This is a genomic window from Streptomyces sp. NPDC002640 (assembly GCF_053592575.1).
Map to the genome: position 1 here is coordinate 37,966 of NZ_JBSFVZ010000009.1, position 25,856 is coordinate 63,821.

The window sequence follows — 25,856 nt, forward strand, 5'->3', positions numbered from 1 at the left end:
CCCACGGCCCGGTTGCCCACGGCCGGGCTGCGAACGACCCCGGCTGCCCACGACCGGGCGCCCGCGACCTCGGCTGACGACGCCCGGTGTACCCGCGGCTGGGTCTCCACGGCCCGTGCTGACCACGGCCCGGCTGCCGACCGCCCGGGTGTCCACGGCCCGGCTGCCGATGGCCGGGGTGACCGCGGCCGGGGTGACCGCGGTCGGGGCTACTCCGGCGGGCGCATGCGGAAGTCGTAGTGGGCCGGCAGCGGGTCGTCCGTGCAGGCGGACCACAGGAGACTGAGCGTCTCCGAGCCCTCCCGCAGGTCGGCGACCTCGAAGCGCTCCTCGAAGACGGCGCGGGCGGCCTGCCTGCGGCCCTCGGCGAGGAGCAGCTCCACCTCCAGCAGCCGGAACCGTCCGCGCTGCCGCGCCGCGGCGGGGAGCCGCTCCCAGACCGTGCGGGCGGCGTCCGCCCGGCCCACTCCGAGCAGCGCCTCGGCCGCCTCCCGGCCGAGAGCGGCGAGGGTGGTCTCCCACCGGCCCGGCGCCTCGCTCTCCCCGGCCGTGCGGCAGAGCGCGTCGAACGCCTCGGCGTACCGGTCCGCGGCCCGCTCGGGGTGGTCCTCCTCCTGGTCCGCCACCGCCGTGCAGCGCAGGAGCGCCCAGTGCCCCGGCTCCAGCTTCAGGCCCCGCTCCCAGCTGCGGACGGCCTGGGCGCGGTCGCCGGCGTGCCACTGGGCGAGGCCCAGGTGGTACTCGGCGGTGGCGGTGGCGGCCGCGGTCTCCAGCATGTCCCGCCAGTGCGGCGCGACCAGCGTGGTGTGCGGGGGTCCCGCCTGCGGGTCCTCCTCGGGCAGCGCGCCGTGCCGCAGCAGCTCCAGCCAGGGCCGTTGCTCCTCCCCCAGCGTCTCGGACCCGAACGGGGTGCCGGGCAGCGAGAAGCCTCCGCGCGTCACCTCCAGCGCGCCCCACCCGGAGCCGGTGGCCAGCCGCTCGCCCGGCTCGGTGTCGGCGCTCGGCGCCCACGCGGCGTAGGCGGCCTCGACCCGGGCGCGGGGCAGCGCGGTCTCCAGCCGTTCCTCCGCGGCGCCGAGGGCCGCCGCCCAGTCGTCGCCGTGCGCCGCGGCCGGATCGACCTCCAGCGGGCCGTAGGCCTCCAGCCAGGAGACCTCGCTCTCCGCGTCCAGCTTGACGTGCTCCAGCTGGGTGCGGGCGAGCCCGGCCTGGATCTCGCAGTAGCCGCCGGTGCCGGGCTCGGTCAGCCACTCCTGCCAGCGCCGCCCGCCGGGGCCGCTGCCCCAGACGAACAGCTTGCGGCCGCGGAGGCCGTCGGTGGACGTCTGCACCAGGCCCGCTCCCGCCTCGTCGAGGGCGGCGATCCACCGGCGGCGCCCGTCCGGGACGTCGTAGAAGTAGTCGGCGGGGTAGAGGCCGTCCAGCGGCCGGGTCAGGTCGACGCCCTCGTGGGACGGCACGCCCACCCGCCGCAGCCTCCGGTGGTAGCCGAAGTGCCAGGCCGACTCGGCGGGCGCGAGCACCCGGCGCTCCTCGGGGACCGCGATGTTCGACCACCAGTAGGCGGGCACGGGGCGCTCGTGCGGGTTGCGGATCCGCACGCCCACGTACAGGAAGTCGGAGCCGTCCGGCAGCCACAGGTCGACCTGGAACGGCAGGTCCCGCAGCCGTTCCCACTCCCACAGCCGCAGCATGACCCCGCCGTCCGGGGCGGTCACCCGGGCGGCGTGCACCGGTGAGCAGGAGAGCGCGGTGTGCCCCGTCGCGCCGATGTTCCACTCGACGCCGCCGGAGTACCAGGCGCCGTTCAGCGCGAAGCAGGCGGGCTGGAACACGGGGTTCACGTACAGCAGTTCACGCCCGCTCGGCTTGTGCGTCAGCGAGGCGATCCGTCCGCCGAGGCCGGGCAGCACGGTCGCCCGCAGCCGGTCGTTCTCCACCACGATCGCGTCCACCGGCCGGGGCGCGCGGCGCCGGCCGTAGCCGTCGCGGACGCGCTCGGGGAGCAGACCGGTGAGCGGGGCGTACCCCATCTGCCGGGCCATGTCGCGCGGCAGGCCCTCGCGGTCCCGCTCGTCGACCTGGTGGACCTCGTCCAGCGGCTTCAGCGGCGGCAGGGGGTTGTCGGGGCCCAACTCGGCGGCGGGCAGCGTCAGCACCTCACGGCGGATGGTCGTCACCCGACCATGGAAGCGGCCGGACGGCGATCGCGCCAGGGGTCCGTAGGGTCAGGTCCGTCGGGTCAGGTCCGTCGGGTCAGCGCGGGATCATCTCCGCGGTGACCGCCCAGCGTTCGTGGTCGCGCCAGGCGCCGTCGACGAACAGCATGCGCGGGGAGAAGCCCTCCAGGGCGAACCCGGCGCGGCGGGCGAGCGCGACGGAACGGGCGTTGCCGGGCTGGACATTGATCTCCAGCCGGTGCAGGTTCAGCGGCGGCGCGAAGGCGTACCGGACGAGGGCACCCAGCGCCTCGGTCATCAGGCCGCGGCCGGCGGCGTGCGCGAAGGCCCCGTACCCGAGGGCGCCGCTGCGGAAGGCGCCGTGCACGATGTTGTTGATGTTCACGTAGCCGGCGACGGCGCCGCCGTCGGTCAGGTCGCAGATCAGGAACCCCTCCTTGTCGGGGCTCTCGATGAGGCGCTTCGCGTACGCCCGGTACGTGGAGGGGGTGTCCGGCGGGAACAGCCACGGGTGGTGCAGCTCCCGGCTCTCACGCGCCCGGGCGGTGAACTCCGCCTCGTCGGCGAGCGTGAAGTGCCGCAACCCGATCCTGTCCGTCCGGGCCAGGTAGGAGCTCTCATCCATGAAGATCACCCTACCGGCGCGCCCCACCGGAACGGTCCGCCCCGCCGGGCCGGGGCGGCGCGGTCCGGGGCGGGCGGACGCGCCTCCCGGCGGGCCGGGCTACAGGAGGGCGGGGGTGTCGAGGGTGAGGGTGCGGGCGGCGGTGTCGAGTTCCGCGGCGACGCCGAAGGGGATGGTGAGGGCGCCCGCGTCGTGGCCGAAGCCGAACTCCTCGGCGATCGGGACCCCCAGTCCTCCCAGCCGGTCGGTGAAGAGCTCCCGCAGCTCCTCGTAGGGCCCGCACTTGTGCCAGGAGCCGAGCACGACGCCGGCGACCCCGTCGAGCCACCCTGCCCGCAGGAGCTGGGTGAGGATCCGGTCGAGCCGGTACCGCTCCTCGTCGACGTCCTCCAGCATCAGCAGTCCGCCGCGCGCCCCGGGCCGCGCGTGCGGGGTGCCCAGGTCGGCGGCGAGCAGGCTGACGCAGCCGCCGAGGGTGACGCCCCGGGCCCGCCCCGGGACGAGGGCGCCGCCCGAGCCCTGGATCACCCGCGTCGACTCCGGGTCGAACAGCGTGGCGCGCAGGTGTTCCCTGGCCTGATCGTTCTTCAGGAAGTCGATCGCCCCGGCCATCGGTCCGTGCAGGGTGACCAGGCCCATGCGGGTCGCGAACGCCTCGTGGAGCGCGGTGATGTCGCTGAACCCGACGAACACCTTGGGTCCGGCCGCGCGCAGGGCGGACCAGTCGAGGAGGTCGACCATCCGCTGGACGCCGTACCCGCCGCGGGCGCAGATCACCGCGTCCACCGCGGGATCGCACCAGGCGGCCTGCAGATCGGCGGCGCGGTCGGCGTCGGTGGCGGCCAGGTACTCGAACCGCGGGTCGCGGCCGAGCACATGGGGCATCACCACCGGATCGAGGCCCCAGCCGCGCAGCAACGACAGCCCGGCCTCGACCCGTTCCTCCGGCACCGGTCCGCTGGGCGCGACGACGGCCACCCGGGCGCCGGGCGCCAGCCGCTTCGGCCTGGTCAGCTCCCGCACGAACCTCTCCCCTGCTTCCTGAGTCACTTCCTGAGTTCCAGCACCGGGACACCCGGCGCCTCGAAGCCGAACACCTGCGCGTACAGGGAGAGTTCGGCCTCCAGGGCCCTGATCATGGTGTCCGCGCGCCGGAAACCGTGGCCCTCGCCCTCGAAGGCGAGGTAGGCGTGCGGCACACCCCGCCCGGCGGACCGGACGCCCTCGAGGAACCGCTCGCTCGCCGCGGGCGGGCAGATCGGGTCCTCCAGCCCCTGGAGCAGCACGAACGGCACCTCGATCCGCTCCGGGCTCTCGCTCGGCGAGCGTTCCCGGTACCGCTCGGGCACCTCGGCCAGCGGCCCGACCAGCGACTCCAGGTAGCGGGACTCGAAGTCGTGGGTCTCCCCGGAGGCGAAGGCGGTCAGGTCCAGCACCGGGTAGATGATGGTGCCGCAGGCGTAGACGTCGGTGAAGGCCAGCGAGGCCGCGGTCGTCCAGCCGCCCGCGCTGCCGCCGCGCACCGCCAGCCGGCCGCGGTCGGCGATGCCCTCGTCGGCCAGGGCGAGGGCGACGGCCGCGCAGTCCTCGACGTCGACCACGCCCCACTGCTCGCGCAGCCGGTTGCGGTAGGCGCGGCCGTAGCCGGTGGAGCCGCCGTAGTTGACCTCGACGACGCCGATGCCGCGCGAGGTGAAGTAGGCGATCTCCAGGTCGAGGACCATCGGCACCCGGCTGGTGGGCCCGCCGTGCGCCCAGACCACGTAGGGCGGCAGCTCGCCGTCCGGTGCGGTCACCTCGGGGTGGTGCGGCGGGTACACGTGGGCGTGCACCTCCCGGCCGTCGGCGGCGGTGAAGACCCGCGCCTCGGGTTCCGGCAGGTAGGCCGGGTCGACGGTGTCCCGGTGGGCGGAGCCGATCACCCGGGCGCTGCCCAGGCGGGTGTCCAGCTCGACCACCTCCACGGAGCGCCTCGGGCCGGCGCCCACCGAGACGACCCGGTCGCCGTGGACGGCCAGCGCGCCGGCGAACTCGGTCCAGGGCCCGGCGGCGTCCACCACCTCGCAGCTCTCCAGGTCGAGGACGCCGAGCTTCTGGGCGCCGAGCCCGTGCAGGACCGCGACCAGGCCGCAGTCGAGCGGCGCGAACCAGCGGCTGCCGGGCGTCCACAGCGGGCCGCCGAACTCCTCCTCGCGGGGGCAGAGGGGCTCGCCGTCCCGGTAGAGGTTCCACCAGCCGTCGCGGTCGCTGCTCCACATCAGGCGGCCGTCGCCGGTCCACTCGACCTGGGCGACGGACTCCTCCGGGCCGCCGGCCACCGTGCGCGGCGTGCCGAGGACGCCGTCGTCGGTGATGTCGGCGACCAGCAGTTCGGTGCCGTCCCACGGCATCCGCGGGTGGTCCCAGGCCAGCCAGGCGGCCCGGGAGCCGTCCGGGGAGACCCGGGCTCCGGTGACGAAGTCGTGGTCGGGGCGGGAGAGTTCCCGCAGGGCGGCGCGGTCCTCGGCGGCGCTGCCGTCCAGCGGCACGGCCACGTGCAGCCGGCGCAGGTCGGAGGGGCCGTCACCGGTGAACTCCTCCAGCACGCACCAGACCTCGGCCCGGCCGTCCCGGCCCTCGCGGACCTCGGGCTCGGCCCAGCGCAGGCCGCCGCCGACCGCGGAGACCGGCGTGAGCGGCTGCGGCTCGCCGCCGGCCTGCGGCTCGTAGCGGTAGAGCCGCTGGTCGGCGAAGTTCACGAAGACGATCACCGGCCCGCCGTCGCGGACCGTGCCGGTCCAGGGGCGGCCGCCGTACTCCATGACGCGGCTGCGCACGTTCCACGGCGGGGGCAGCACCGATTCCTCGGCGCCGTCGGCGCGGCGGCGCACCAGGGCGCGGCGGCCCTGTTCGGCGGGCCGCGGCTCGGTCCACCAGACCTCGTCACCGACGAAGCCCGGGTACTGCGGGGCGCCGTCGTGGTCGGCGGCGAGCGCCGCCCCGATCGGCGAGGGCCACGTCCCGTAGGCCAGTTTCCGCACCTTGTCCCCCATCTCTGTCAGGCCGTCCGCAGGAAACGGTCCAGCACACGGACGCCGAAGTGAAGCCCCTCGACGGGAACCCGCTCGTCCACTCCGTGGAAGAGCGCCTGGTAGGCGAAGCCCTCGGGCAGCCAGACGGGGGCGAACCCGTAGCCGGTGACGCCGAGCTTGGCGAACTGCTTGGCGTCGGTGCCGCCGGACATGCAGTACGGCACGGTCCGCGCCCCGGGGTCGAACTCCTCGACGGCGGTGCGCAGCTTGGCGAAGGTCGGGGAGTCCACCGGGGCCTGGAGGGCCTGCTCGCGGTGGTAGTACTCCCAGTCGACGTCGGGGCCGGTGAGTTCGTCGAGGGTGCGCTCGAAGTCGTCCTCGCCGCCCGGCAGGAAACGTCCGTCGACGTGGGCGCCGGCCTCGCCGGGGATCACGTTGACCTTGTAGCCGGCGTCCAGCATGGTCGGGTTGGTGCTGTTGCGCAGGGTCGGCTCGACCAGGGCGGCGGCGGGGCCGATCTTCACCAGCAGTTCGTCGACCTGGTCGGAGTCGTCGAGGTCGTACCGGGAGGCGTCGATGCCGTAGAGCCCGGCCAGTTCGGTGACGGCCGCGCGCACGGTCGGGGTGAGGTGCAGCGGCCAGGCGTGCTCGCCGAGCCGGGTGACGGCGGCGGTGAGGCGGGTGACGGCGTTGGAGCGGTTGACCTTGGAGCCGTGGCCGGCGCGCCCGTGGGCGGTCAGCTTCAGCCAGCCGGTGCCGCGTTCGCCGGCGCCGATGGGGTAGATCCGGCCGCCGGAGCCGTCGTGGAAGGTGTAGGCGCCGGACTCGCTGACGCCCTCGGTGCAGCCCTCGAACAGCGCGGCGTGCTGGTCGACGAGGAAGCCGGAGCCGTCGATCGCGCTGTCCTCCTCGTCGGCGGTGAAGGCGATGACGATGTCGCGGCGGGGCCGGACGCCCTCGCGGGCCCAGGAGCGGATCACCGAGAGGATCATCGCGTCCATGTTCTTCATGTCCACGGCGCCGCGGCCCCAGAGCACGCCGTCGTGGATCTCCCCGGAGAAGGGGTGCACGGTCCAGTCGTCGGCCTCGGCGGGCACGACGTCGAGGTGGCCGTGGACCAGGAGCGCGTCGGCCGAGGGGTTGGTGCCCTCGAGGCGCGCGACCACGTTGGTGCGTCCCTCGGTGCGCTCCAGGAGGGTGGGTTCCAGGCCCGCCTCGGCGAGCCGGGCCGCCGCGTACTCGGCGGCGGGGCGCTCGCGGCAGTCGCCGCCGCCCCGGTTGGTGGTGTCGATGCGGATCAGGTCGGACGCGAAGGTCACGACCTCCTCGAGGGCCTGCTGGTCAGCCATACGTTTCCTCCACCGCGGCCGAGACGATCGTGGTGACCGCCTTGAAGGTGCGGATTGCGTCGTACATCGTTGCTTCCGTGTAGGCGACCTTGCGCTCTCCGACACGGCCCACGCCCGGGACGACGGTCGCCGCGTCGGCCAGGTGTTCCGCGTCGAACTCCACCGCGACGGTGTGCGGTCCCGCCTGCACCGGCTCGTGACGGACCGCCAGGGACACCGCGTCCTCGGCGGCGGCCCGGATGTCCGCGTGGGTGCGGCCGGGTGTGCGGCACACCGCCGCGTAGCGCGAGACGTGGTCCTTCACCGCGACCTTCCGCGCCTCGGGCGCGTACCCGAGGGCGTCGTCACAGGCCACGTCGTCGCCGGTCACCAGAATGACCGGTACCCCGTACTCGGCCACCACATGGGCGTTGAGCAGGCCTTCGCTCGCCCGGACGTCGTTCAGCCAGACGCCGGTGAGCTGGTTGGCGAGGTAGGTGTGGGCGAGGACGCCCTCCATGCCGGCCCCGCCGTGGTACCCGATGAAGGCAATGCCGTCGACGTCCCCGTGCTGGACGCCCTCGACCATGGAGAGCGCCTTGTGCCGGCCGGTGAGCATCTCGACGCGGTCGTCGAGCTGCTCGAGCAGCAGGTTGCGCATGCTCCAGTGGGCCTCGTTCACCAGGACCTGGTCGGCGCCGCCGTCGAAGAAGCCGAGCGCCGCGGCCTGCACGTCGGAGGTGAACATGGGCCGGCAGCGTTCCCACTGGGGCGTGCCCGGTAGTACGTCGGCCGGCCAGGTGACACCGGTCGCGCCCTCCATGTCGGCGCTGATGAGGATCTTCACCCGTCGCTCCGTTTCTGCCGGTCACACGCACGCATGGGACGTGAGTGTAGACGCAGGGTCCGGCGGCGCGATCTTCCCCCGGTGCCGGGAGCGGGGCCGGGGGCCGGGGCGGGGTGCGGCGGGGCCGGGGCCGGAGCCGAGCGCGCCCGGGCCGGGGCGGGTCGGCGGCCCCGGTCCCGGCCCGGTCCCGGCCCCGTCCGGGTCAGCCCTGCTCCGGTCCGGGTTCGGTCCGGGTTCGGTCCGGTCCGGTCCGGGTTCAGTCCTGGTGGCCGAGCTGCAGGTCCCGCTCGGTTCGGCCGCCGCCGGCCACCTGGAGCACGGTGGCGACCGGCGGGTAGCCGGCGGCGATCACCGTGTACTCGCCCGAGGACAGGTCGACGAAGCGGAAGGTGCCGTCGGACCCGGTGGTGAGGGTGTCCACGACGTTGCCGGCGGCGTCGAGCAGGGTCACCCGGGCGTCCTCGACGGGCCGCCCGCCGCCGCCCCGGACCACGCCGCGCAGCACCGCGCCGCCCGCGAGCTCGATGTCCTGCCGGGTCTCCCGGGAGGCCTGGACGGTGACCGGCAGGGCGGTGGGCCGGTAGGCGTGGGCGCTGGCGGCCAGCGTGTACTCGCCGGCCACCAGGTCACTGATCACGTAGCCGCCGTCGTAGCCGCTGCGGGAGGCGGAGACCACCTCGCCGTGGACGTTGGTGAGGGTGACGGTGGCGTCCCGCACCGGCGTCCCGTCGGCGGTGGTGACGGTCCCGGCGAGGCGACCGGCGCCGCCGAGGACCACGTCCATCTCGACCGGCCGCTCCCCCACGGTGACCTGCACGGCCTGCGGCTGGTGCCCGCCCGCGGCGGCGATCAGCACGTAGGAGCCGGGGCCCGGGGTGGCCAGGGCGTACCGGCCGTCCTCGCCGCTGGCTCCGCGCCCGACCTGCTGCCCGACGCCGTCGATCAGGGTGAGCGCGGCCCGCGGCACCACCGTCCCGTCGGCGTGCCGGACCGCGCCGCAGACGGCGATGCCGCCGCCGTAGGGGGCCCGGGCGCCGGGCACCGAGGCGGTCACCTCGACGGTGAACGGCGCGGAGGCCGCGTACGGGGCGGCGCCGGCCGGGGCGGTCACCGGCTGAGCTCCGGCGTCCTGGGGGTCTGCGGCGGGGACGTTCTGGGACACCAGGGGTTTCTCCTTGAGGAAGAAGGCGATGATCAGGCCGAGCACGAGGACCGGCACCAGGTAGAGGAAGATCCGCGGCATGGCCTCCGCGTAGGCGGCGATGTACGCGTCGCGCTGCGGCGCGGGCAGCGAGTGCACCAGTTCCGGGCTGACGGACTCGGTGTGCGTGGCGGTGGCGGTGCCGCCGGGGAGGCCGGGCAGCCGGTCGGCGAGGGCGTCGGTGAGGCGGTCGGCGAACAGGGTGCCGAAGACGGCGGCGCCGACGCTGCCGCCGATCTGCCGGAAGTAGTTGTTGGCGCTGGTGGCGGTGCCCAGGTCGGCGGGGCGCACCGAGTTCTGCACGGCGAGCACGAGGACCGGCATCACCAGGCCGATGCCCGTGCCCAGGACGAACATCCAGACGCTGTAGGTGACCCGCCCGGTCCCCGTCTCCAGCAGGGACAGCAGCCACATGCCGACGGCGGAGAGCGCGCCGCCGAGGATGGGGTAGATCCGGTAGCGGCCGGTGCGGCTGATGAGGTGTCCGGAGACGATGGACGCGCCGACCACCCCGCCCATCATGGGCAGCATCAGCAGGCCGGACTCGGTGGCGGTGGCCCCGTCGACCATCTGGAGGTAGCTGGGCAGGTAGCTGGCCGCGCCGAACAGCGCGATGCCGACCACCAGCCCGACCAGCGCGGTGACGTTGAAGACGGAGTCCCGGAAGAGCCGCAGCGGGATGAGCGGTTCGGGCGCGAACCGCTCGGCGACCACGAAGAGGGCGGAGCAGACCGCGGCCCCGGCGGCCAGTCCGAGGATGGTGCGGGAGCCCCAGGCGTACTCGGTGCCGCCCCAGCTCGTCAGCAGCACCAGGCAGGTGGAGGCGGCGGCGAGCAGCAGCGTGCCGAGGACGTCGAGCCGGGGGCGGACGGCGGGCTTGGGCAGCTTGAGCACGGCGGCGACCACGACCAGCGTGACCAGGCCGAACGGGACGTTGAAGTAGAAGCACCAGCGCCACGAATGGTGATCGCTGAAGTATCCGCCGAGCAGCGGTCCGGCCACCGAGGCGAGGCCGAAGGAGGCGCCGATGAGGCCCATGTAGCGGCCGCGCTCGCGGGACGGGACGATGTCCGCGATGATCGCCTGCACACCGATCATCAGGCCGCCCGCGCCGATCCCCTGCACCGCGCGGAAGGCGATCAGCTGGTCCATGGTCTCCGCCCGCCCGCAGGCGGCGGAGCCGATGACGAAGACAACGATCGAGAAGAGGAAGACGCCCTTGCGGCCGAAGAGGTCGCCCAGCTTGCCGTAGACCGGGAGCACCACGGTGGAGGTCAGCAGGTAGGCGGTGATGGCCCAGGACATCTTGTCCATGCCCTGCAGGTCGCCGACGATCTTCGGCAGGGCGGTGGCGACGATCATCTGTTCCAGCGCGGCTAGCAGCAGCGCCAGCATCAGGCCGCCGAAGACCAGCCGGACGCCCCGCGGGGTGAGCCGCGGGGCGTCCTCGGCGGTCGGCCGGGCCGCGGGGAGCGGGACGGTGTCCTCGCCGTCCGGCGCCGTCCCCCCGGCCCCGTCGCGCGGCCCGGCCTCGTCCCGCAGCAGTGCGGTCCCGCCCGTCACGCCCACTTGCCCTCCCGTTCGTCGCACGTCACCAGGCGAACGGCAGTAAAGGATTCCGGTTACGCAAGTCACTCGAACCGGTGAGGCCAACGGGGCTTCGGCAGGCGGCTGTTGACCTTTCGGGGCGCTCGGGTCACTCCACCTCGGAGGCGAGCCGCGCGAGCACGGCGTCGTGGATCCGCGCCAGGCCCTTGGGGGCGAAGGTCTTCTCGAAGAAGCCGCCGATGCCGCCGGCGCCGTTCCAGACGCTGGAGACGACGACCCGCGCGCGGTCCTCGCCGGCCGGGGTGACCCGCCAGGTGGTGACCATGGAGGAGTTGCGGTCCTTCTCGGTCAGCTCGCCGGCGGTCGGCTCGGTCACCTCCAGCAGGCAGTCCCGCACCCGCTTCTTGGTGGCCTGGAGCTTCCAGTGCACCAGGGTGCCCGCGCCCTTGCCGCCCTCCCGCACCTCGTACTCGCTGTACTGCTCGGGCAGCAGCCGCGCCCGGGTGCCCTCGTAGTCCGCGAGAGCGGCGTACACCCGCTGCGCGTTCGCCGCGACGACCCGTTCGGTCGTGGCCTCCACCTGCGCCATGTGCTTCCTCCAGCTCGTGATCCGGCCGATCCGGCGCCAGCAAACCACCCCCGCCCACGGCGGCCAAATCGGCGGACCGGGCGGCCCCGATGTGCGGTCCGCACGATCAAGGGAACACGTGTTCTATTATCGCTGTTCGCAACGACCGACAAGCGAGGCCTGCATGCGCTGGGACAACCTCACGCCGGAGTCCGGGCGGACGGACCCCGCCCTGTTCGGGGCGGACTCGGTGACCACCCGCACCTTCGACACCCCCGAGTTCCGTGGCATCACCTTCCACGAGATCCGGGCGCGCTCCATCGTCAACCGGGTGCCGGGCGCCTCCCGGATGCCGTTCGAATGGACGGTGAACCCCTACCGCGGCTGCACCCACGCCTGCGTCTACTGCTTCGCCCGCAAGACGCACGGCTACCTCGACCTCGACACCGGCATCGGCTTCGACTCGCAGATCGTGGTCAAGCTGAACGCGCCCGAGCTGCTGCGCGCCCGGCTGGCCTCCCGGAGCTGGCACGGTGAGCACATCGCCATGGGCACCAACGTGGACTGCTACCAGCGCGCGGAGGGCCGTTACCGCCTGATGCCGGGGATCATCGCCGCCCTGCGCGACCGCGCGAACCCGTTCTCGATCCTGACCAAGGGCACGCTCGTCCTGCGCGACCTGGAGCTGCTGGAGCAGGCGGCCGAGGTCACCGACGTGGGTGTCAACGTCTCCGTGGGCTTCGTCGACCGCGAGCTGTGGCGCACGGTGGAGCCGGGCACGCCCGCACCGGAACGCCGCCTGGACGTGGTCCGCACCCTCACCGAGCACGGCATCGGCTGCGGGGTGCTGATGGCACCGGTGATCCCCTTCCTCGGCGACCGGCCGGAGCAGCTGCGCGCCACCGTGCGGGCGATCGCGGAGGCGGGCGCCACCTCGGTCACCCCGCTGGTCCTGCACCTGCGTCCGGGGGCCCGCGAGTGGTACATGGCCTGGCTGGCCGAGCACCACCCGGAGCTGGTGGGCCGGTACGAGCGGATGTACGCGGGCGGGGCCTACGCGCCGACCTGGTACCAGCGCCGGATCACCCGGCAGGTGCACGAACTGGCCCGCGAGTACGGCATCGGACCGGAGGGCGGGGCGGCCCGCCGCCGGATCCGGAGCCCGCGTCCCGGCGCGGACTCGGCCCCGGCCTCCGCCTCGGACTCCGTCTCGGACTCCGCCCCGGCCTCCGAAGGCCCGGTGCAGCTGTCGCTGCTCTGACCGCGGACGCCGGGCGCCCGGACGCCGGGGCGCAGGGGCGCCGGGGCGCCGGGGCGCCGCGCGAACTGCCCCGCCCGGCGGCACCGGCGCTACCCGAACGGGTCAACTCCGCCCGAAACATCTCCTTCCTCCCCGTCCCGGACGGCACGATGCGCCCTGGGCCGTGGCACGCACGGCCGCCGACCCCGGGGAGACTGATGAAGAAACGCGCCGCCGCCCTCTGCGGCTCCGCCGTCGCGCTGGCCTCGGCCCTGACCGCCGTACCTCCCGTCCAGGCAGTCCCGGGGCCCGCCCCGCAGGGCGCGGCCGGGCCGGCCTGGAAGAAGTGCGGCACCGAGGAGGCCCCCACGCTGCAGTGCGCCGACGTCCAGGTGCCGCTGAACCACGCCGATCCCGGCGGCCGGAAGATCACCGTGGCCCTCGCGCGCGTTCCGCACACCGCGGGGAAGTCGCTCGGTCCGCTGCTGGTCAACCCCGGCGGTCCCGGCGGCAGCGGGGTGGACCTCGCCGGCTTCGTCGCCTCCGGGCTCCCGAAGTCCGTCGCGTCCCGCTACGACGTCATCGGTTTCGACCCACGGGGCGTCGGGAGGTCCCGGCCCGCCCTGGACTGCCTTCCCGGCTACTTCGACCCGGTCCGCCCGGACCCGGTCCCGTCCACCCCGGCCCTGGAGCGGACCAACCTGGAGCGGGCCCGCGCCTTCGCCGACGCCTGCCGGACGAAGCACGGCGACCTCCTGCCGTACATCGACACGGTCAGCGCCGCGAAGGACCTGGAGTGGATCCGGCGCGCGGTCGGCGCCCGGAAGATCAACTACCTGGGCTACTCGTACGGCACCTACCTGGGCGCGGTCTACGCCAAGCTCCACCCGGACCGGGTGCGGCGGATGGTGCTGGACTCGGTGGTCGACCCCGCCGGCGTCTGGTACGAGAACAACCTCCAGCAGGACATCGCCTTCGAGGAACGGCACCGGGCGTTCACCGCCTGGGTCGCCCGGCACGACAAGGTCTACGGGCTGGGCTCCGACGCCGCCGGGGTCGAGGCCGCCTGGTACCGGATGCGGGCCGCGGTCGCCGCGAAGCCGGCCCGGGGCGTGGTCGGCCCGGCCGAGCTGGAGGACCTGTTCCTCCCCGGCGGCTACCACAACGGCTACTGGCCGCTGCTGGCCCGGGTGTTCTCCGCCTACGCGGTGAAGGGCGAGGAGGCGCCCCTGGCCGAGGCCTACCGGTCGGTGGGCGCGGTGGACGCCGCCGGGCACAACGGCTACAGCGTCTACACGTCCGTGATGTGCCGGGACGCTCCCTGGCCGCGCGACTGGGCGCGGTGGCGTTCGGACAACGACGCGGTGCACAAGAAGGCGCGCTTCATGACCTGGAGCAACGCCTGGTACAACGCGCCGTGCGCCTTCTGGCCGGTGAAGGGCCGGAAGCCGGTGGACGTCGGCAACGACAAGCTGCCGCCGGTGCTCATCCTGCAGTCGACGGGGGACGCCGCGACGCCGTACGCGGGCGCGGTCCGCACCCACCGGCTGCTGCGGAGGTCCTCCCTCGTCGTGGAGGAGGGCGGCGGCAACCACGGCGTCTCGCTGGCGGGCAACGCGTGCCTCGACCGCCACCTCGCCGCGTACCTCGCCGACGGCACGGTCCCCCGGCGCACCGCCGGTGAGGCCGACGCCACCTGCCCGGCCCTGGCCGACCCGAAGCCCGCCGCGGACTCCACCCGCCGGTTCACCCCGCCCCACCCCTGGCCGCTCCCGCGCCGCTGAGCGCCGTCGGCCTCCCGCACGGGCGTCGCGCACACCGCGACGCCCGTGCCGTCGTCCGCCCGTGCCGTCCTCAGCCCCGTCGGCGCCGTGCCCGCCATGGCCCCGCCGCGTCGCCGCCGCGCCGCCGCCGCTCGCCGCCCTGCCGCGCGGAGGGTGCTTGACCCTCACGTGACGTGATGCCGCATCGTCGGGGGCGTGGAGGAGCACATGACCGTGGGACGGGTCGCCGAACTGGCCGGCGTGACCGTCCGCACGCTGCATCACTACGACGAGATCGGCCTCGTACGCCCGTCCGCGCGCACCACGGCCGGGTACCGGGCGTACGCGGCGGCCGACGTGGAGCGGCTGCGGGAGGTGCTCGCCTACCGACGGCTGGGGTTCGGGCTGCGGGAGATCGCGGACCTGGTCGACGACCCGGCCACCGACACGGTCGCGCGCCTGCGCCGGCTGCGCGGCCTGCTGCTGGAGCAGCGGGACCGCGCGGCCGCCATGGTGACGGCCATCGACAGGGAACTGGAGGCACGGGCCATGGGCATCAGGACCACGCCGCAGGAGCAGCTGCAGGTGTTCGGCGCGCAGCTCTACGAGGCCATCGGGTCCGCCTACCCGGCGACCCGGCACACCGAGCCGCGCATCGCCGCGCGGGTCCGGGAGGCCCTGGGGGACGCGCGGACGGTGCTGAACGTCGGCGCGGGCACCGGCTCCTACGAGCCCCTGGACCGCGAGGTGGTCGCGGTGGAGCCGTCGGCGGTGATGCGGGCGCAGCGCCCCGCGGACGCGGCGCCGTGCGTGGCGGCCACCGCCGAGAGGCTGCCGTTCGCGGACGGTTCCTTCGACGCGGCGATGGCCTTCAGCACGGTCCACCACTGGCACGATCCGGTGGCGGGCCTGCGGGAGATGCGGCGGGTGGCCCGCCGGGTGGTGGTGTTCACGCACGACACCAGTGACGCCGGCTGGCTGCACCGGTTCTGGCTGACCCGCGACTACCTGCCCGAGGTGGCCCGTCTCGTCGCCGGCCGACCGGCGGTGGACGAGCTGGCGGACGCCGTCTGGGCCCGGATCGAGCCGGTGCTGGTCCCGTGGGACTGCGCCGACGGCTTCTTCGAGGCGTACTGGCGGCGGCCGGAGGCCTACCTGGAGGAGCACGTCCGCCGCGCGGTGTCGGTGTGGACGCGGGTCGGGCCGGAGGCCGAGCGGCGGGCGGTGGAGCGCCTGGGCGAGGACCTGGCCTCGGGCCGGTGGGCCGAGCGCAACCGCGACCTCGTCGGCCTCGACGCGGCGGAGCTCGGTCTCCGTCTGCTGGTGGCCTGAGCCGCCCCGAAATCCCTGGTGGCCGTGCGCGCCGGAGCGTGCATGATGGCCCGGTGATCAGAGAGATGACGGTCGAGGACTGCCCGGGCGTCGCCGAGGTGCGCACGGCCGGATGGCGGCACGCCTACCGCGGGCTGATGCCGCAGGCCTACCTGGACCGGATGGACCCCGTCGCGGCGGCGGAGCACCACCGCGAGCTCCTGGAGGGCGCCGGCCCCGGTGTCGTCAACCTCGTCGCCGAGCGGGAGGGCCGGGTCGTCGGCTGGGCCTGCCGCGGTCCGCACCGCGGGGACGAGGCCGGCTGGGAGCTGTACACCCTGTACGTGGACCCCGCCCACCACCGTGCGGGGCTCGGCAGCGCCCTGCTCCACGGCTGCCTGCCCGCCGAGGGCGACACCTACCTGTGGGTGGTGCGGGACAACACGGCGGCCCGGCTCTTCTACGAGCGCCACGGCTTCGCCCCCGACGGCGCCGAGGAGCCCTTCACCGTGGACGGCGTGGACGTCCCCGAGGTCCGCTACGTGCGCCCGGCCCCCTCGGCCGCGTCGCCCGCACCGGCTCCGGCCGGGTCGACGGCCACCTCGACGGGCACCTCGGCGGCCGGGTCGACGGCCACCTCGACGGGCACCTCCTCGCCGCCCTCCGCCTGAAGCGCCCCGAGCGCGGCCCGCGCGGCGGCGGCCAGCTCCGCGCGGCCGGAGTCCCGGGCGCGCTCGAGCACGTCGCGCGCCCGCCCGTCCCCCAGCGCGCCGAGCCCTTCGACGCAGGCGAGGGCGACCTCCCGGTGCGGATCGCGGTCCGCCGCCAGCCGCCGCTCCAGCACGGTCACCAGCGCGGGGACCGCCTCGGGCGCCCGCAGCGCCACCAGCAGCCGCACCGGGTGCAGCGCGTACCCGACCCGCAGTTCGTTGGTGGCGAGTGCCGCGGCCGCCCGCCCGGTGCGCGGGTCGCCCAGCCGGGCCAGCGCGTAGGCGGCCGACGCGCACCGCGGGGCGTCGCGGTGGTTGAGCAGCAGCACCAGTGGCTCGAACGCCCGCCCGTCACCGGCCAGTCCGAGCCGGAAGGCGGCCAACTCGCGTGCCCACAGCGGATGCCCGGGTTCGCCGAGCAACTCCGCGAGCTCCGCCGCCGACGCGTCCGACACCAGCCTCCGGTGGGCGAACCCTCCCCCGGACTCGGCCCGCAACCGGGCCTCCAGCACCGCCAGTTGACCCTCGTCGTCCATCACTCGCCCAACCCTACGCAAATCACCCGCCCCCGTGGGAGCGGGATCACACATCGCGGCGCCCCGGACGGTCTGGCGCGCTCACTACTCACGGGTTAAGCTCATTCGAGCGAGCACCCCTCGCATTCCTCGCAGCGGCCTGGTGACGCAGCCGCCGCGAGCAGTCGGTTCGGTACGGTTCCGCGGTACCGCAGCAACGCCGCACGACCCGGTCCCGGGACAGGACCGGGCGGCACGGGCAGAGGCCGCTCATGGCCGGCCGCCTGCCAACTCCTCATCTCCGCACGCCCCTCGGCCCTCGCCGCCGGTGTGCGTTCCAGCCGTCACCTCACGCCTTCCTGGAGTCCGTCATGGCCGCTCCCTCTTCCCTGTCCCGTTCCGACAGCGCCTCCTCCCTCCGGACCGTCGCCGTGGTGGGCCTCGGCACCATGGGCTCGGGCATCGCCGAGATCCTGGTCCGGGCCGGCCGCGAGGTCGTCGGCATCGACGTCGACCCCGAGGCGGCGGCCCGCGCCACCGCCGCGCTGGAGAGTTCGACCGCCCGTTCCGTCGCCAGGGGCAGGCTGACCGAGGAGGAGCGCGAGCGGATCCTCGCCCGGCTGCGCACCTCCGCCGACCTCGCCGACGCCGCCCCGGCCGACCTGGTCGTCGAGGTGGCCCCGGAGTCGTACGAGGTCAAGCAGCGGATCTTCCGCGCCCTGGACGACGTGGTCCGCCCCGAGACGATCCTGGCGACCGGCACCAACGCCCTCTCGGTGACCCGGCTGGCGGCCGACTCGGCCCGCCCGGAGCGCGTGCTGGGCCTGCACTTCTTCAACCCGGCCCCGGCGATGAAGCTGGTCGAGGTGGTCTCCTCGGTGCTCACCGCCCCGGCCGCGGTCGCCGCCGTGACCGACCTGGCGGCCGAGCTGGGCAAGGAGCCGGTGAAGGTCGGCGACCGCCCGGGCTTCGTCGCCGACGGCCTGCTGTTCGGCTACCTCAACCAGGCCGCCGCGATGTACGAGTCCCGGTACGCCTCCCGTGAGGACATCGACGCGGCGATGCGCTTCGGCTGCGGCCTGCCGATGGGCCCGCTTGCCCTGCTGGACCTGATCGGCATCGACACCGCGCGCACCGTGCTCGAGGCCATGTACCAGGAGTCCCGCGACCGGCTGCACGCCCCGGCGCCGATCCTGCGCCAGCTCAGCGACGCCGGCCTCGACGGCCGCAAGTCGGGCCGCGGTTTCTACACCTACGAGGCCCCCGGCTCGGCCACCGTCGTCCCGGACGCGCTCACCCCGCGCCAGGACGCCGAGACCGGCGCGGGCCGGCCGGTGCGCTCGGTGGGCGTCGCGGGCTCCGGCACCATGGCGTCCGGCATCGCCGAGGTGTTCGCCAAGGCCGGCTACGACGTGGTCCTCGCGGCCCGCAGCGAGGAGAAGGCGGTCGCCGCCAAGACGCGCATCGGGAAGTCGCTGGCGCGCTCGGTGGACCGCGGCCGGATGACGGCCGAGGACGCGGCGCAGGTCCTGGACCGTATCACCCCGGCGGGCAGCTACGACGCCTTCGCCGACGTCGACCTGGCCCTGGAGGCCGTCGCCGAGGACCTGGAGGTCAAGCGGCAGCTCTTCGCCACCCTGGACAAGGTCTGCAGGCCCGGCGCGATCCTGGCGACGACCACCTCCTCGCTGCCGGTGGTGGCCTGCGCCCGCGCCACCTCCCGCCCGCGCGACGTCATCGGGATGCACTTCTTCAACCCGGCCCCGGCGATGAAGCTGGTCGAGGTGGTCCGCACCGTCCTCACCGACGACGACGTGCACGCCACGGTCCTCGAGGTCTGCCGGAGGATCCGCAAGCACCCGGTGGACTGCGGCGACCGGGCCGGCTTCATCGTCAACGCGCTGCTGTTCCCGTACCTCAACAACGCCGTGAAGATGGTCCAGGAGCACTACGCCACGCTGGACGACGTCGACGCCGCGATGAAGCTGGGCGGCGGCTACCCGATGGGCCCGTTCGAGCTGCTGGACGTCGTCGGTCTGGACGTCTCGCTGGCGATCCAGAAGGTGCTGCACCGCGAGTTCCGCGACCCGGGCCTGGCCCCGGCGCCGCTCCTGGAGCACCTGGTGGCCGCGGGCTGCCTGGGCCGGAAGACGGGCCGCGGCTTCCGCGAACATGCCCGGCGCTGAGCCCCGCCCCGGCCCCGGCCGGGCCCCGGGGGACGAGGAGTCCCCCGGGGACTGGGGCGGCCTGCTGGACCGCCCCGGCTTCCCTCCCCCGGACCCGGCGGCGCCCCTCCCGCCCGGGCCTCCCGCGGCCTCGCCGCCCGCCCCCGGCCGGGGAAGTCCGGGGCGCGCACATCGGGGTGCGCGGATGGAGTACGTTCGGGGCATGTCCCACCCCGCCAAGTCGACACGATCCCCCGCCGCGGCCGACGCCCCGGAGAGCACCGCGGGCAGCCGGGCGGCCGCCCAGCGGCTCAAGATGCGCCGCGAACTGGCGGCGGCGGCCATGGAGCTGTTCTCCACCAAGGGGTACGAGGCGACCACCGTCGACGAGATCGCCGCCGCGGCCGGCGTGGCCCGGCGCACCTTCTTCCGCCACTTCCGCTCCAAGGAGGAGGCGATCTTCCCGGACCACGACGACACCCTGGTCCGGGCCGAGGCCGTGCTCAAGGCGGCCCCGGCGCACGAGCACCCGCTGGACACGGTGTGCCGCGGCATCAAGGAGGTCATGCGGATGTACGCGGCCCACCCGGAGGTGTCGGTGGCCCGCTACCGGCTGACCCGCGAGGTGCCGACGCTCCGCGAGGCCGAGATCGCCTCGGTGGCCCGCTACGAGCGGCTGTTCACCCGCTACCTGCTGGGGCACTTCGACGAGAAGGCGCACGCCGACGACGCGAACGACGACCCGCTGCTGGCCGAGGTGGCCGCCTCCGCGGTGGTGACGGCCCACAACCACGTGCTGCGGCGCTGGCTGCGGGCCGACGGCCAGGGCGACGTGGAGCGGCAGCTGGACCACGCGTTCGCGATCGTCCGGCGGACCTTCGGCCGCGGCATCGGCGCGGGCCGGGACGACTCCGGCCGGACCTCGCCGGACGCGGCCTCGGTCTCCGCCTCGGGCGAGGTGCTGGTCACCGTGGCCCGGGTGGACGCGCCGCTGGACGAGATCATGCACACCATCGAGAAGGCCCTGCGGGACCGCGCCTGAGCGCTCCCCGGGGCCTTCCCCGCCTCCCGGCGCCTTCCCCCGCGGTGGAAGGCGCCGCGAACCGCGCCGCCGACCGCCCCGCGAACCGCGCCGCCGCCCCGGCCGCGAACCGCGCCGCCGCTCAGTGGACCCCCGGCGCCACCAGCAGGTCGGCCAGCACCGGCAGGTGGTCCGAGGCCCCCGGATCGAGGCCGACCACGGCGGCCCGGACCACGCGGACGTCCTCGGAGGCCAGCAGGTAGTCGATCCGGGTGTACGGGTCGAGCGAGCCGTAGGTGAACCCGTCGCCCTCGCCCGCGACCGTCCAGGTGTCCGTCAGGAGATCGGTCAGCACCCGGATCTCGGGGGCGTCCGGCCGGGCGTTCAGGTCCCCGGCCAGCACGGTCCGGCGGGCGTCGTCACCGAGCAGTTCCCGGATCCGCGCGGCCTGCAGCTGGCGTTCGGGGCTGTTGTCGTGCTGCAGGTGGGTGCCGGCGAGGCGGAGCCGGGCGCCGCGGACCTGGATCTCCGCCTGGAGCAGCCCGCGCTGCTCGTGACCGGCCAGCTTGGGCAGCGGGGTGTTGCTCCAGGACAGGATCGGCCACGGGGTGAGGACCGCCGTCCCGTACTGGCGGCGGGGCGCGCCCTCGGCGGGCGGGTCGAGGTCGAGGTTGGCGCCGAAGACGTGCCGCATCCGCAGCCGCCGGCCGAGCTCGGCGGCCAGGTCGGTCCAGTCGCTGCGCGCCCCCCAGTGCCGGTCGACCTCCTGGAGCGCGATCACGTCCGGGCCGGTCTCCTCGATCACCCGCGCCACCCGCTCCGGGTCGAACACCTCGCCGGCGTCCGCGCCGTGGTGGACGTTGAACGTCAGCACCCGGACCGGGGTCAGGGCGGACGGCGCGGCGACGGCGGGCGCGGCGGCCAGAGCTCCGCCGAGCGCTCCCAGCGCGGCGGCCAGCACACTGCGTCGGCCGGGGATCAGGTCGGTGGCACGGAGTGTCATCTACTCCCTCGTTTCGGGGCGTCGGGACGGGTCCCGGCGAGTCTGCGGGACGTCGGCCAACCGCTGTGGACGATCGTCCGAACGCCCTCTGAACCCCTCACCACCCTTGCAAATATTGATCGATCATCGATCGGGCGGGCCCCCTGGACGGCCTCTGATCGATCATCGCTCGTTTGTTGCGTAAAGATTTCACCTGAGCGCAACTTGTGGCACTCAGTGCCTTGTCAACCGTCACGCCGTGCCATACGTTGGGGATGTCCGGACGGCCGGCGCACCGCGGAACCCCAGGTGCGACGGGTGTCCCCCGGGGCGATGCCCCGTGCGTCCGGGCGCCTGCGTCACAGGCATCCACCGCGCCACCACGCGCTGCCGCACCACCCGCCGAACCGACGGCACCCCACCGAACAGCACCAGCACCGACGTACCCCCTGCGCCCCGCGAGCGGGCGCCCGTCGCCGGAGGCAACACCGTGACCGTGAAGGACATCCTGGACGCGATCCAGTCGCAGAACGCCTCGTCCGAGGACTTCGCCGCCATCGAGCTCCCCGAGTCGTACCGCGCGATCACCGTGCACAAGGACGAGACGGAGATGTTCGCGGGCCTCGCCACCCGCGACAAGGACCCGCGCAAGTCCCTGCACCTGGACGAGGTCCCGCTGCCCGAGCTCGGCCCGGGCGAGGCCCTGGTGGCCGTCATGGCGTCCTCGGTCAACTACAACTCGGTGTGGACGTCCATCTTCGAGCCGCTGTCGACCTTCGGCTTCCTTGAGCGCTACGGCCGGACCAGCGACCTGGCCAAGCGCCACGACCTGCCGTACCACATCATCGGCTCCGACCTGGCGGGCGTCGTCCTGCGCACCGGCCCGGGCGTCAACGCCTGGAACCCCGGTGACGAGGTCGTCGCGCACTGCCTGAGCGTCGAACTGGAGTCCTCCGACGGACACAACGACACCATGCTCGACCCGGAGCAGCGGATCTGGGGCTTCGAGACCAACTTCGGCGGCCTGGCGGAGATCGCCCTGGTCAAGTCCAACCAGCTGATGCCGAAGCCGGCCCACCTGACCTGGGAGGAGGCCGCCTCCCCGGGCCTGGTCAACTCCACCGCCTACCGGCAGCTGGTCTCCACCAACGGCGCGAACATGAAGCAGGGCGACAACGTCCTGATCTGGGGCGCCAGCGGCGGCCTCGGCTCGTACGCCACCCAGTTCGCGCTGGCCGGCGGCGCCACCCCGATCTGCGTGGTCTCCTCGCCGGAGAAGGCGGAGATCTGCCGGAAGATGGGCGCCGAGCTGATCATCGACCGCGCGGCCGAGGACTACCGGTTCTGGAAGGACGAGCACACCCAGGACCCGAAGGAGTGGAAGCGCTTCGGCAAGCGCATCCGCGAGCTCACCGGCGGCGAGGACATCGACATCGTCTTCGAGCACCCCGGCAAGGAGACCTTCGGCGCCTCGGTGTTCGTCACCCGCAAGGGCGGCACCATCACGACCTGCGCCTCCACCTCGGGCTACATGCACCAGTACGACAACCGCTACCTGTGGATGTCGCTCAAGCGCATCATCGGCTCGCACTTCGCCAACTACCGCGAGGCGTGGGAGGCCAACCGCCTGATCGCCAAGGGCAAGATCCACCCGACGCTCTCCCGGACCTACAGCCTGGAGGAGACCGGCCAGGCCACCTACGACGTGCACCGCAACCTGCACCAGGGCAAGGTCGGCGTGCTCTGCCTGGCGCCCGAGGAGGGCCTGGGCGTCCGCGACCACGAGATGCGCGCCCAGCACGTCGACGCCATCAACCGCTTCCGGAACGTCTGAGGACCGTCATGGCAGAGCGTCAGAAGGACCGTCCGTGGCTGATGCGGACGTACGCCGGCCACTCCACGGCCGAGGCGTCCAACGAGCTGTACCGGCGCAACCTCGCCAAGGGGCAGACCGGTCTGTCGGTGGCGTTCGACCTGCCCACCCAGACCGGCTACGACTCCGACCACGTCCTCGCCCGCGGCGAGGTCGGCCGGGTCGGCGTCCCGGTGGCCCACGTCGGTGACATGCGCCGGCTCTTCGAGGACATCCCGCTCGAGAAGATGAACACCTCGATGACCATCAACGCCACCGCCATGTGGCTTCTGGCGCTCTACCAGGTGGTCGCCGAGGAGCAGGGCGCGGACGTCTCCGCCCTGCAGGGCACCACCCAGAACGACATCGTCAAGGAGTACCTCTCCCGGGGGACCCACGTCTTCCCGCCCGGGCCCTCCCTGCGCCTGACCACGGACCTGATCACGTACACGGTCACCCACATGCCGAAGTGGAACCCGATCAACATCTGCAGCTACCACCTGCAGGAGGCGGGGGCCACCCCGGTCCAGGAGATCGCCTACGCGATGTCCACCGCGATCTCCGTGCTGGACGCCGTCCGCGACAGCGGCCAGGTGCCCCCGGAGAAGTTCGGCGACGTGGTCGCCCGGATCTCGTTCTTCGTGAACGCCGGCGTCCGCTTCGTCGAGGAGATGTGCAAGATGCGGGCCTTCACCCGCGTCTGGGACCGGGTCACCCGGGAGCGGTACGGCATCGAGGACCCCAAGCAGCGCCGCTTCCGCTACGGCGTCCAGGTCAACTCGCTCGGCCTGACCGAGGCGCAGCCGGAGAACAACGTCCAGCGGATCGTGCTGGAGATGCTGGCCGTCACCCTCTCCAAGGACGCCCGCGCCCGCGCGGTGCAGCTGCCGGCCTGGAACGAGGCGCTGGGCCTGCCCCGGCCCTGGGACCAGCAGTGGTCGCTGCGCATCCAGCAGGTGCTCGCCTACGAGAGCGACCTGCTGGAGTACGACGACATCTTCGAGGGCTCGACCGTGATCGAGACCAAGGTCGCGGAGCTGGTCGAGGAGTCCTGGGCCGAGATCGAGCGGATCCAGGAGATGGGCGGCGCGCTGGCCGCGGTGGAGTCCGGCTACCTCAAGTCGCAGCTCGTCGCCTCGCACGCCGAGCGCCGGGCGCGGATCGAGTCCGGCCAGGACAGGATCGTCGGCGTCAACGCCTTCGAGTCGACCGAGCCCAGCCCGCTCACCGCGGACCTGGACACCGCGATCCAGACCGTCGACCCGGCCGTCGAGGCCCGGGTGATCGCCTCGCTGCAGGCCTGGCGGGACACCCGCTACCAGCCGCCCTTCAACCACCCGCGCCCGTGCAAGGCGCTGGAGCGGCTGAAGCAGGCGGCGCGCGGCGACGGCAACCTGATGGAGGCCACCCTCGAATGCGCCCGTGCGGGGGCGACCACCGGGGAGTGGGCGGGGGCGCTGCGTGAGGTGTTCGGTGAGTACCGCGCGCCCACCGGCGTCTCCGCCGCCCCGGTGGCGGTGGCTCCGGAGGAGGGCACCGCGCTCGCCGAGGTGCGCCGCCGCGTCGACGCCACCGCCCGCGACCTGGGCGTGGGCAAGCTCCGCTTCCTGGTCGGCAAGCCGGGCCTGGACGGGCACTCCAACGGCGCCGAGCAGATCGCCGTGCGGGCCCGCGACGCCGGCTTCGAGGTGGTCTACCAGGGCATCCGGCTGACTCCGGAGCAGATCGTGGACGCCGCCCTCGCCGAGGACGTGCACGCGGTCGGCCTGTCCGTCCTGTCCGGCTCGCACGCCCAGTTGGTGCCCGACGTCCTGACCCGGCTGCGCACCGCCGGGGCGGACGACATCCCGGTGATCGCGGGAGGCATCATTCCCGGCGCGGACGCCGAACAGCTCCGGTCCGCCGGGGTGGCCGCGGTGTTCACCCCGAAGGACTTCGACATCACGGGGATCATCGGCCGTATCGTCGACGAGATCCGCAAAGCCAACAAGCTCGACCCCCTGGAGGTCACCGCATGACCGCGCCCCAGCCCGTGAACCGCCTGCGTCCCCGGCGTTCCTGCCTGGCCGTTCCCGGCTCCAACCCGCGCTTCCTGGAGAAGGCCCAGGGGCTGCCCGCGGACCAGGTGTTCCTGGACCTGGAGGACGCCTGCGCGCCGCTGGCCAAGCCGGAGGCCCGGCACACCATCGTCAAGTTCCTCAACGAGGGCGACTGGACGGGCAAGACCCGGGTGGTGCGGGTCAACGACTGGACCACCGAGTGGACCTACCGCGACGTGGTGACCGTGGTCGAGGGCGCCGGACCGAACCTGGACTGCATCATGCTGCCCAAGGTGCAGAACGCCGAGCAGGTCGTGGCGCTGGACCTGCTGCTGACCCAGATCGAGAAGACCATGGGCTTCGAGGTCGGCCGGATCGGCATCGAGGCGCAGATCGAGAACGCCCAGGGCCTCAACAACGTCAACGCGATCGCCGAGGCGTCGCCGCGCCTGGAGACCATCATCTTCGGGCCGGCCGACTTCATGGCCTCCATCAACATGAAGTCCCTGGTGGTCGGCGAGCAGCCGCCGGGCTACGGCGCCGACGCCTACCACTACATCCTGATGAAGATCCTGATGGCGGCCCGCGCCAACGACCTGCAGGCGATCGACGGCCCCTACCTGCAGATCCGCAACGTGGACGGCTTCCGCGAGGTGGCCGGCCGCGCCGCGGCCCTCGGCTTCGACGGCAAGTGGGTGCTGCACCCGGGCCAGGTGGACGCCGCCAACGAGGTCTTCTCGCCCTCCCAGGAGGACTACGACCACGCCGAGCTGATCCTGGACGCGTACGAGTACTACACGTCGGAGGCGGGCGGAAAGAAGGGCTCGGCGATGCTCGGCGACGAGATGATCGACGAGGCCAGCCGGAAGATGGCGCTGGTCATCGCGGGCAAGGGCCGCGCGGCCGGCATGAAGCGCACCAGCAAGTTCGAGATCCCGGAGGGCTGAGCC

General features: G+C 73.8%; 18 protein-coding genes and 1 pseudogene. 9 read left to right on the plus strand and 10 right to left on the minus strand.

Annotated elements, in window-relative coordinates; genetic code table 11:
• Positions 1-209 precede the first annotated feature (209 nt).
• From ACWD3O_RS14200 to ACWD3O_RS14235, 8 genes are all read right to left on the minus strand, one after another.
• Positions 210-2,180: a DUF5107 domain-containing protein gene (locus ACWD3O_RS14200; protein ID WP_451416036.1), complete on the minus strand. Its 1,971-nt coding sequence runs from the start codon at positions 2,178-2,180 to the stop codon at positions 210-212.
• 76 nt (positions 2,181-2,256) lie between these two features.
• Positions 2,257-2,805 (minus strand): GNAT family N-acetyltransferase, encoded by a 549-nt coding sequence (locus ACWD3O_RS14205; RefSeq protein WP_451411309.1) that lies wholly within the window; start codon positions 2,803-2,805, stop codon positions 2,257-2,259.
• Positions 2,806-2,904: 99 nt separating this feature from the next.
• Positions 2,905-3,855: a S66 peptidase family protein gene (locus ACWD3O_RS14210; RefSeq protein WP_451411310.1), complete on the minus strand. Its 951-nt coding sequence runs from the start codon at positions 3,853-3,855 to the stop codon at positions 2,905-2,907.
• The gene (locus ACWD3O_RS14215; RefSeq protein ID WP_451411311.1) at positions 3,852-5,837 is read right to left on the minus strand and encodes a dipeptidyl-peptidase 5; all 1,986 of its coding nucleotides are present in this window, start codon (positions 5,835-5,837) and stop codon (positions 3,852-3,854) included. The genes ACWD3O_RS14210 and ACWD3O_RS14215 overlap by 4 nt, the downstream gene beginning before the upstream one ends.
• A 5-nt stretch (positions 5,838-5,842) precedes the next feature.
• On the minus strand, positions 5,843-7,165 hold the full coding sequence (locus ACWD3O_RS14220) for a M20/M25/M40 family metallo-hydrolase (protein WP_451416037.1): 1,323 nt from the start codon (positions 7,163-7,165) through the stop codon (positions 5,843-5,845).
• The gene (locus ACWD3O_RS14225) at positions 7,158-7,991 is read right to left on the minus strand and encodes a M55 family metallopeptidase (RefSeq protein WP_451411313.1); all 834 of its coding nucleotides are present in this window, start codon (positions 7,989-7,991) and stop codon (positions 7,158-7,160) included. The genes ACWD3O_RS14220 and ACWD3O_RS14225 overlap by 8 nt, the downstream gene beginning before the upstream one ends.
• 256 nt (positions 7,992-8,247) lie before the next feature.
• Positions 8,248-10,761, minus strand: coding sequence for an MFS transporter (locus tag ACWD3O_RS14230; RefSeq protein ID WP_451416038.1), 2,514 nt, complete (start codon positions 10,759-10,761; stop codon positions 8,248-8,250).
• 127 nt (positions 10,762-10,888) lie between these two features.
• Positions 10,889-11,329, minus strand: a complete 441-nt coding sequence (locus tag ACWD3O_RS14235; protein ID WP_451416039.1) for an SRPBCC family protein — start codon at positions 11,327-11,329, stop codon at positions 10,889-10,891.
• Between the two features lie 163 nt (positions 11,330-11,492).
• Between ACWD3O_RS14235 and ACWD3O_RS14240 the strand changes: the two genes are divergently transcribed.
• From ACWD3O_RS14240 to ACWD3O_RS14255, 4 genes are all read left to right on the plus strand, one after another.
• The gene (locus tag ACWD3O_RS14240; RefSeq protein WP_451416040.1) at positions 11,493-12,569 is read left to right on the plus strand and encodes an Rv2578c family radical SAM protein; all 1,077 of its coding nucleotides are present in this window, start codon (positions 11,493-11,495) and stop codon (positions 12,567-12,569) included.
• Between the two features lie 197 nt (positions 12,570-12,766).
• Entirely contained in the window at positions 12,767-14,332 is a 1,566-nt protein-coding gene (locus ACWD3O_RS14245; RefSeq protein WP_451416041.1) for an alpha/beta hydrolase, read from the plus strand.
• Between the two features lie 207 nt (positions 14,333-14,539).
• On the plus strand, positions 14,540-15,643 hold the full coding sequence (locus ACWD3O_RS14250; RefSeq protein ID WP_451416155.1) for a MerR family transcriptional regulator: 1,104 nt from the start codon (positions 14,540-14,542) through the stop codon (positions 15,641-15,643).
• 161 nt (positions 15,644-15,804) lie between these two features.
• Positions 15,805-16,293 (plus strand): N-acetyltransferase family protein, encoded by a 489-nt coding sequence (locus ACWD3O_RS14255; RefSeq protein WP_451416156.1) that lies wholly within the window; start codon positions 15,805-15,807, stop codon positions 16,291-16,293.
• Here ACWD3O_RS14255 and ACWD3O_RS14260 read toward each other — a convergent pair.
• Positions 16,281-16,868 (minus strand): annotated as a pseudogene (locus ACWD3O_RS14260) (HEAT repeat domain-containing protein); the annotation flags it as partial. The gene ACWD3O_RS14255 and the pseudogene ACWD3O_RS14260 sit on opposite strands and share 13 nt — an antisense overlap.
• A 350-nt stretch (positions 16,869-17,218) precedes the next feature.
• Between ACWD3O_RS14260 and ACWD3O_RS14265 the strand changes: the two are divergent.
• On the plus strand, positions 17,219-19,033 hold the full coding sequence (locus ACWD3O_RS14265; RefSeq protein ID WP_451416042.1) for a 3-hydroxyacyl-CoA dehydrogenase family protein: 1,815 nt from the start codon (positions 17,219-17,221) through the stop codon (positions 19,031-19,033).
• 202 nt (positions 19,034-19,235) lie between these two features.
• The gene (locus tag ACWD3O_RS14270) at positions 19,236-20,054 is read left to right on the plus strand and encodes a TetR family transcriptional regulator (RefSeq protein WP_451411320.1); all 819 of its coding nucleotides are present in this window, start codon (positions 19,236-19,238) and stop codon (positions 20,052-20,054) included.
• Between the two features lie 121 nt (positions 20,055-20,175).
• Here ACWD3O_RS14270 and ACWD3O_RS14275 read toward each other — a convergent pair whose 3' ends face one another.
• Positions 20,176-21,036: an endonuclease/exonuclease/phosphatase family protein gene (locus tag ACWD3O_RS14275; protein ID WP_451416043.1), complete on the minus strand. Its 861-nt coding sequence runs from the start codon at positions 21,034-21,036 to the stop codon at positions 20,176-20,178.
• A 475-nt stretch (positions 21,037-21,511) separates the two neighbouring features.
• Between ACWD3O_RS14275 and ccrA the strand changes: the two genes are divergently transcribed.
• From ccrA to ACWD3O_RS14290, 3 genes are read left to right on the plus strand one after another with little or no spacing between them, the layout of a single operon-like run.
• On the plus strand, positions 21,512-22,849 hold the full coding sequence (gene ccrA / locus ACWD3O_RS14280) for a crotonyl-CoA carboxylase/reductase (protein ID WP_451416157.1): 1,338 nt from the start codon (positions 21,512-21,514) through the stop codon (positions 22,847-22,849).
• An 8-nt stretch (positions 22,850-22,857) separates the two neighbouring features.
• Positions 22,858-24,885, plus strand: a complete 2,028-nt coding sequence (locus tag ACWD3O_RS14285; protein WP_451411322.1) for a protein meaA — start codon at positions 22,858-22,860, stop codon at positions 24,883-24,885.
• Entirely contained in the window at positions 24,882-25,853 is a 972-nt protein-coding gene (locus tag ACWD3O_RS14290) for an HpcH/HpaI aldolase/citrate lyase family protein (protein WP_451416044.1), read from the plus strand. The genes ACWD3O_RS14285 and ACWD3O_RS14290 overlap by 4 nt, the downstream gene beginning before the upstream one ends.
• Positions 25,854-25,856: the final 3 nt, after the last annotated feature.

Excerpts from the sequence above, each read along its gene's own strand:
- ACWD3O_RS14205 (WP_451411309.1), bottom strand. The coding sequence starts at position 2,805 with ATGGATGAGAGCTCCTACCTGGCCCGGACGGACAGGATCGGGTTGCGG.
- ACWD3O_RS14215 (WP_451411311.1), bottom strand. The coding sequence starts at position 5,837 with ATGGGGGACAAGGTGCGGAAACTGGCCTACGGGACGTGGCCCTCGCCG.
- ACWD3O_RS14220 (WP_451416037.1), bottom strand. The coding sequence starts at position 7,165 with ATGGCTGACCAGCAGGCCCTCGAGGAGGTCGTGACCTTCGCGTCCGAC.
- ACWD3O_RS14235 (WP_451416039.1), bottom strand. The coding sequence starts at position 11,329 with ATGGCGCAGGTGGAGGCCACGACCGAACGGGTCGTCGCGGCGAACGCG.
- ACWD3O_RS14240 (WP_451416040.1), top strand. The coding sequence starts at position 11,493 with ATGCGCTGGGACAACCTCACGCCGGAGTCCGGGCGGACGGACCCCGCC.
- ACWD3O_RS14245 (WP_451416041.1), top strand. The coding sequence starts at position 12,767 with ATGAAGAAACGCGCCGCCGCCCTCTGCGGCTCCGCCGTCGCGCTGGCC.
- ACWD3O_RS14250 (WP_451416155.1), top strand. The coding sequence starts at position 14,540 with ATGACCGTGGGACGGGTCGCCGAACTGGCCGGCGTGACCGTCCGCACG.
- ACWD3O_RS14255 (WP_451416156.1), top strand. The coding sequence starts at position 15,805 with ATGGACCCCGTCGCGGCGGCGGAGCACCACCGCGAGCTCCTGGAGGGC.
- ACWD3O_RS14265 (WP_451416042.1), top strand. The coding sequence starts at position 17,219 with ATGGCCGCTCCCTCTTCCCTGTCCCGTTCCGACAGCGCCTCCTCCCTC.
- ACWD3O_RS14270 (WP_451411320.1), top strand. The coding sequence starts at position 19,236 with ATGTCCCACCCCGCCAAGTCGACACGATCCCCCGCCGCGGCCGACGCC.
- ACWD3O_RS14275 (WP_451416043.1), bottom strand. The coding sequence starts at position 21,036 with ATGACACTCCGTGCCACCGACCTGATCCCCGGCCGACGCAGTGTGCTG.
- ACWD3O_RS14285 (WP_451411322.1), top strand. The coding sequence starts at position 22,858 with ATGGCAGAGCGTCAGAAGGACCGTCCGTGGCTGATGCGGACGTACGCC.
- ACWD3O_RS14290 (WP_451416044.1), top strand. The coding sequence starts at position 24,882 with ATGACCGCGCCCCAGCCCGTGAACCGCCTGCGTCCCCGGCGTTCCTGC.